Annotated in this window: 9 protein-coding genes and 2 pseudogenes; all 11 read left to right on the top strand. The window is 38.0% G+C overall.

Features of this window, described 5'->3' with window-relative positions; all coding sequences use genetic code 11:
• The first annotated feature begins 4 nt into the window (after nt 1-4).
• The 11 genes and pseudogenes from rplX (at nt 5) to map (ending at nt 5,866) form a co-directional block, all read left to right on the top strand.
• Nucleotides 5-322 carry a 50S ribosomal protein L24 gene (gene rplX, locus BHV72_RS00110; protein ID WP_005675433.1) on the top strand — a complete coding sequence of 106 codons (318 nt, stop codon included), beginning with the start codon at nt 5-7 and terminating at the stop codon, nt 320-322.
• A gap of 2 nt (nt 323-324) precedes the next feature.
• Nucleotides 325-882 (top strand): 50S ribosomal protein L5, encoded by a 558-nt coding sequence (gene rplE, locus BHV72_RS00105; RefSeq protein WP_005675434.1) that lies wholly within the window; start codon nt 325-327, stop codon nt 880-882.
• 5 nt (nt 883-887) lie between these two features.
• A complete protein-coding gene (gene rpsN, locus BHV72_RS00100) occupies nt 888-1,187 on the top strand; it encodes a 30S ribosomal protein S14 (protein ID WP_004310885.1) in 300 nt (99 codons plus the stop codon).
• 53 nt (nt 1,188-1,240) lie between these two features.
• A complete protein-coding gene (rpsH, locus tag BHV72_RS00095; protein ID WP_005675435.1) occupies nt 1,241-1,636 on the top strand; it encodes a 30S ribosomal protein S8 in 396 nt (131 codons plus the stop codon).
• Between the two features lie 17 nt (nt 1,637-1,653).
• Nucleotides 1,654-2,223, top strand: a complete 570-nt coding sequence (rplF, locus tag BHV72_RS00090) for a 50S ribosomal protein L6 (protein ID WP_004296335.1) — start codon at nt 1,654-1,656, stop codon at nt 2,221-2,223.
• Between the two features lie 21 nt (nt 2,224-2,244).
• A pseudogene (rplR, locus tag BHV72_RS00085) lies at nt 2,245-2,561 on the top strand (50S ribosomal protein L18).
• 5 nt (nt 2,562-2,566) lie between these two features.
• Nucleotides 2,567-3,085 carry a 30S ribosomal protein S5 gene (gene rpsE, locus BHV72_RS00080; protein ID WP_005675439.1) on the top strand — a complete coding sequence of 173 codons (519 nt, stop codon included), beginning with the start codon at nt 2,567-2,569 and terminating at the stop codon, nt 3,083-3,085.
• Between the two features lie 9 nt (nt 3,086-3,094).
• A complete protein-coding gene (gene rpmD / locus BHV72_RS00075; protein ID WP_004296332.1) occupies nt 3,095-3,271 on the top strand; it encodes a 50S ribosomal protein L30 in 177 nt (58 codons plus the stop codon).
• Between the two features lie 31 nt (nt 3,272-3,302).
• Entirely contained in the window at nt 3,303-3,749 is a 447-nt protein-coding gene (rplO, locus tag BHV72_RS00070) for a 50S ribosomal protein L15 (protein WP_005675440.1), read from the top strand.
• Between the two features lie 4 nt (nt 3,750-3,753).
• Nucleotides 3,754-5,053 (top strand): annotated as a pseudogene (secY, locus tag BHV72_RS00065) (preprotein translocase subunit SecY).
• Nucleotides 5,054-5,068: 15 nt separating this feature from the next.
• Nucleotides 5,069-5,866, top strand: coding sequence for a type I methionyl aminopeptidase (gene map, locus BHV72_RS00060; RefSeq protein ID WP_286853219.1), 798 nt, complete (start codon nt 5,069-5,071; stop codon nt 5,864-5,866).
• Nucleotides 5,867-5,905 lie beyond the last annotated feature (39 nt).

Here is a 5,905-nt window from a genome sequence, read left to right as displayed (position 1 = left end):
AGTAATGAGTAAATTACATATTAAAAAAGGCGATACAGTTTACGTAAATGCTGGTGAAGATAAGGGCAAAACTGGTCGTGTATTGAAGGTTCTTGTTAAAGAAGGACGTGCATTTGTTGAAGGTATCAACATGGTGTCTAAGAGCACTAAGCCAAATGCAAAGAATCCGCAAGGTGGTATCGTGAAGCAGGAAGCTTCTATCCACATTTCAAACTTGAACCCGGTTGATCCAAAAACTGGTAAAGCAACGCGTATTGGGAGAAAAAAGAGTTCAGAAGGAACTCTAGTGCGTTATTCTAAAAAATCAGGAGAGGAGATTTAGTAATGAGTAATACTGCTAGCCTAAAGAAAGAATATGCAGATCGTATCGCACCTGCATTGAAATCACAGTTCCAGTATTCTTCAACAATGCAGGTACCCGTACTTAAAAAGATTGTTATCAATCAAGGTTTAGGTATGGCTGTTGCTGATAAGAAGATTATTGAAGTAGCAATCAATGAAATGACAGCTATCACAGGTCAGAAGGCCGTAGCTACCATTTCTCGTAAAGATATCGCAAATTTTAAGTTACGTAAAAAAATGCCGATTGGTGTTATGGTAACTTTGCGTCGTGAAAGAATGTACGAATTCTTGGAGAAACTCGTTCGTGTAGCTCTTCCTCGTATTCGTGACTTTAAAGGTATCGAAAGTAAGTTTGATGGGAAAGGTAACTATACCCTTGGTATTCAGGAACAAATCATTTTTCCTGAAATAAATATCGATAGTATTACAAGAATTCTCGGAATGAATATTACCTTTGTAACCTCTGCGGAGACAGATGAAGAAGGTTATGCATTGCTAAAGGAATTCGGTTTACCTTTTAAAAACGCTAAAAAAGACTAATAGATATGGCAAAGGAATCAATGAAAGCACGTGAAGTAAAGCGTGCTAAATTAGTAGCCAAATACGCCGAGAAAAGAGCTGCTTTGAAGCAAATCGTAAGAACAGGTGATCCTGCTGATGCTTTTGAAGCTGCACAAAAGTTGCAAGAGTTGCCAAAGAATTCTAATCCGATTCGTATGCATAACCGTTGCAAACTGACTGGCCGTCCTAAGGGTTATATTCGCCAATTTGGAATTTCGAGAATTCAATTCCGTGAAATGGCATCTAATGGACTGATACCGGGCGTAAAAAAAGCAAGCTGGTAATTATTGTTTAAATATTGTCAGGGTAGTCCTGATTAATTTAATTTATTTTTTATATGACTGATCCAATAGCAGATTATTTAACGAGGTTGCGGAACGCGATTAGTGCAAAGCACAGAGTTGTTGAAGTTCCCGCTTCGAATTTGAAAAAAGAAATCACTAAGATTCTTTTTGAGAAAGGCTACATTCTTAACTATAAGTTTGTAGAAGATGGTCCTCAAGGAACTATTAAGGTTGCCTTGAAATATGATTCTGTTAACAAAGTTAACGCAATCAAAAAGTTAGAAAGAGTATCTTCTCCGGGTATGCGTAAGTATACTGGATATAAAGATATGCCGCGTGTTATTAATGGGTTGGGTATTGCTATAATATCTACTTCCAAAGGTGTAATGACTAACAAAGAGGCTGCAGAACTGAAGATCGGTGGTGAAGTCTTGTGTTATGTATATTAATTTAGGAGGAATTAGCAATGTCAAGAATAGGAAAATTACCCATTAGTATCCCAGCTGGAGTGACAGTCACTCTTAAGGATAATGTGGTTACCGTAAAGGGACCCAAAGGCGAAATGAGCCAATATGTGAATCCTGCTATCAATGTTGCCATTGAAGACGGACACGTAACTTTAACAGAAAACGATAAAGAAATGCTTGATAACCCGAAGCAGAAACATGCTTTCCACGGTTTGTATCGTTCTTTGGTTCATAACATGGTTGTGGGCGTATCTGAAGGATACAAAAAAGAGTTGGAACTTGTCGGTGTAGGTTATCGTGCTTCTAACCAAGGTAACATTATCGAACTGGCTTTAGGTTATACACACAATATTTTCATTCAGTTGCCTGCTGAGGTAAAGGTTGAAACTAAATCTGAAAGAAATAAGAATCCTCTTATTATATTGGAATCGTGTGACAAACAGTTGCTTGGTCAAGTTTGCTCTAAAATACGTTCTTTCCGTAAACCTGAACCATACAAGGGTAAAGGTATTAAGTTTGTTGGCGAAGTAATTCGTAGAAAGTCTGGTAAATCAGCCGGCGCTAAGTAATTCATATAAAATTAGATTATTATGACAACAAAAATAGAAAGACGAGTTAAAATCAAATATAGAGTACGCAATAAAGTTTCAGGTACTACTGAATGTCCGCGTATGAGTGTATTTAGAAGTAACAAGCAAATTTATGTCCAGATTATCGATGATCTTTCTGGTAAAACATTAGCTGCTGCTTCATCTTTGGGTATGACTGAAAAAGTCGCTAAAAAAGATCAAGCTGCTAAAGTTGGTGAAATGATTGCTAAAATGTTTTCGACCGTAATGGTTACTTGTATCATGGGAGAGTAAAAGAAGTGGCTGATGCTGCTCGTAACGGTGGACTTAAATTTTAATCATTATGGCAGGAGTTAATAATAGAGTTAAGATAACTAACGATATAGAACTGAAAGATAGATTGGTTGCTATTAATCGTGTTACTAAAGTTACCAAAGGTGGTAGAACTTTTAGTTTCTCTGCAATTGTTGTTGTAGGTAACGAAGAAGGTATCATTGGTTGGGGCCTTGGTAAAGCAGGTGAAGTAACAGCTGCTATCGCTAAAGGTGTTGAGTCAGCTAAAAAGAATCTGGTTAAGGTACCTGTATTGAAAGGTACTGTTCCTCACGAACAATCAGCTAGATTTGGTGGTGCTGAAGTATTCATCAAACCTGCATCTCACGGAACTGGTGTTGTAGCGGGTGGTGCTATGCGTGCTGTATTGGAAAGTGTTGGTATTACTGACGTTTTGGCAAAATCTAAAGGTTCTTCAAATCCGCACAATCTTGTTAAAGCTACAATCGAAGCTTTGAGTGAAATGCGTGATGCAAGAATGATTGCTCAGAATAGAGGTATTAGTGTTGAAAAAGTATTTAGAGGATAAGGAGGAGATATGTCAACTATAAAGATTAAACAAGTTAAAAGTAGAATTGGTGCTCCAGCTGATCAGAAAAGAACTCTTGATGCACTGGGACTTCGTAAACTGAACCGCGTGGTTGAACACGAAAGCACTCCTTCAATTCTTGGAATGGTAGATAAAGTAAAACACTTGGTTGCCATTGTTAAGTAATTATTTGTTGAATAATAAAACGAATTACAATATGAACTTAAGTAATTTAAAACCTGCAGAGGGATCTACTAAGACAAGAAAAAGAATAGGACGTGGTACTGGTTCTGGCTTAGGTGGTACTTCTACAAGAGGTCATAAAGGAGCTAAATCAAGATCTGGATACTCTAAGAAAATTGGTTTTGAAGGAGGTCAGATGCCTCTTCAACGTCGAGTTCCTAAATTTGGTTTTAAGAATATTAATCGTGTAGAATATAAAGCTATCAATCTGGATACAATCCAGAAACTTGCTGAAGCTAAGAGCTTGGTTAAGGTTGGTATTAATGACTTTATTGAAGCAGGATTTATTTCTTCAAATCAGTTGGTAAAAGTATTGGGTAACGGAACTCTGACTAACAAGCTGGAAGTAGAGGCTCATGCATTCTCTAAGACTGCAACTGCTGCTATCGAGGCTGCTGGTGGAACTGTAGTAAAACTCTGATTCAATGAGAAAAGCTATTGAAACATTAAAGAATATATGGAAGATTGAGGATCTGAGACAGCGGATCCTCATCACCATATTGTTTGTGGCAATTTACCGTTTTGGTTCATATGTCGTGTTGCCGGGTAGGCCTTTTAGCCTTGTTAAATATGTTCTCTGGAGGAGCATTTTCTAATGCCTCTATTTTTGCATTAGGAATCATGCCTTATATCTCTGCATCTATCGTAATCCAGTTGTTGGGAATCGCTGTGCCGTATTTCCAGAAATTGCAACGCGAAGGTGAGAGCGGCAGAAGAAAAATGAATCAATATACCCGTTATCTGACGATTGCTATATTGTTAGTTCAGGCCCCTTCTTATTTGCTCAATCTTAAAATGCAGGCTGGCCCTTCCTTAAATGCTTCATTAGATTGGACTCTGTTTATGGTTACCTCTACCATTATTTTGGCAGCAGGTAGTATGTTTATTTTGTGGCTTGGTGAAAGAATCACTGATAAAGGTATTGGTAATGGTATTTCATTTATTATCTTGATTGGTATTATCGCTCGTTTCCCTGATGCTTTGATACAAGAAGTTGTGTCCAGAGTGGCAAATAAGAGTGGTGGTCTGATTATGTTTATAATTGAAGTCGTATTCTTATTGTTAGTGATTGGCGCTGCAATTCTTTTGGTTCAGGGAGTGAGAAAGATTCCTGTACAATATGCAAAGAGAATTGTAGGTAATAAGCAGTATGGTGGTGCACGACAGTATATTCCTTTGAAAGTGAATGCTGCTGGTGTAATGCCTATCATTTTTGCTCAGGCAATCATGTTTATTCCAATTACATTTATCGGTTTTTCTAACAATGTAAATAATGCAGGCGGTTTCTTGCATGCGTTTACAGATCATACAAGTTTCTGGTATAATTTTGTTTTTGCGGTAATGATTATATTATTTACATATTTCTATACTGCAATAACAATCAATCCGACTCAGATGGCTGAGGATATGAAGAGAAATAATGGTTTTATCCCTGGTATCAAGCCAGGAAAGAAAACAGCAGAGTATATTGATGATATTATGTCTCGTATTACTTTACCGGGTTCTTTCTTCTTGGCTTTAGTTGCCATTATGCCTGCATTCGCCGGTATATTTGGGGTACAGGCCGGATTTGCTCAATTCTTCGGCGGTACATCTTTGTTAATTCTTGTAGGTGTGGTTCTTGATACACTGCAACAGGTTGAAAGTCATTTGTTGATGAGACATTATGACGGTCTGTTGAAATCAGGTCGTATTAAAGGACGCGCTGGTGTAGCGGCATATTAATTCTTTAGAATAGAAATGATATTTCTTAAAACAGAAGATGAAATAGAATTGCTCCGTCAGAGTAACCAGCTTGTCGGTAGGACTCTTGCAGAGGTTGCCAAGGTGGTGAAGCCTGGTGTAACTACACGTGAGTTGGATAAAGTTGCTGAAGAATTTATTAGAGACCATGGAGCAACTCCAACTTTTAAAGGATTTCCGAATCAATACGGGGAGCCGTTTCCTGCATCCATTTGTACTTCTGTCAATGAGCAGGTAGTACATGGAATTCCGGGAGAGATTGTTCTAAAAGAAGGTGATATCGTATCTGTGGATTGTGGGACATATATGAACGGTTTTTGTGGAGATTCTGCTTATACTTTTTGTGTAGGAGAGGTGGACGAAGAAATTCGTAATTTGTTGAAGATAACTAAAGAAGCGTTATATATTGGCATACAGAATGCAGTACAAGGAAAGAGAATCGGAGATATCGGATATGCTATTCAGCAGTATTGTGAGTCTCATTCTTATGGTGTAGTGCGTGAGTTTGTTGGTCATGGCATTGGTAAAAATATGCATGAGGATCCCCAAGTGCCTAATTACGGCAAGAGAGGATATGGTCCTTTGATGAAACGAGGTCTTTGCATTGCAATAGAACCTATGATTACTTTAGGAGACCGGCAAGTGATTATGGAACGTGACGGATGGACTGTGAGGACTAGGGATCGTAAATGTGCTGCACACTTTGAGCATACGGTAGCTGTAGGAGCTGGTGAAGCTGATATTTTGTCTTCATTCAAATTCATAGAAGAAGTTTTAGGAGATAAAGCAATATAATATGGCAAAGCAATCTGCAATAGAACAAGATGGAGTTAT

Source organism: Bacteroides sp. 43_46, assembly GCF_001915455.1.
Taxonomy (GTDB): Bacteria; Bacteroidota; Bacteroidia; order Bacteroidales; family Bacteroidaceae; genus Bacteroides; species Bacteroides caccae.
Note: the sequence above shows the minus strand (reverse complement) of the source record. Positions and strands in the feature narration are given on the sequence as shown.

Coding starts and splice junctions, on each gene's coding strand:
- rpsN (WP_004310885.1), top strand. CDS start 888: ATGGCAAAGGAATCAATGAAAGCACGTGAAGTAAAGCGTGCTAAATTA.
- rpsH (WP_005675435.1), top strand. CDS start 1,241: ATGACTGATCCAATAGCAGATTATTTAACGAGGTTGCGGAACGCGATT.
- rplX (WP_005675433.1), top strand. CDS start 5: ATGAGTAAATTACATATTAAAAAAGGCGATACAGTTTACGTAAATGCT.
- map (WP_286853219.1), top strand. CDS start 5,069: ATGATATTTCTTAAAACAGAAGATGAAATAGAATTGCTCCGTCAGAGT.
- rpsE (WP_005675439.1), top strand. CDS start 2,567: ATGGCAGGAGTTAATAATAGAGTTAAGATAACTAACGATATAGAACTG.
- rpmD (WP_004296332.1), top strand. CDS start 3,095: ATGTCAACTATAAAGATTAAACAAGTTAAAAGTAGAATTGGTGCTCCA.
- rplO (WP_005675440.1), top strand. CDS start 3,303: ATGAACTTAAGTAATTTAAAACCTGCAGAGGGATCTACTAAGACAAGA.
- rplE (WP_005675434.1), top strand. CDS start 325: ATGAGTAATACTGCTAGCCTAAAGAAAGAATATGCAGATCGTATCGCA.
- rplF (WP_004296335.1), top strand. CDS start 1,654: ATGTCAAGAATAGGAAAATTACCCATTAGTATCCCAGCTGGAGTGACA.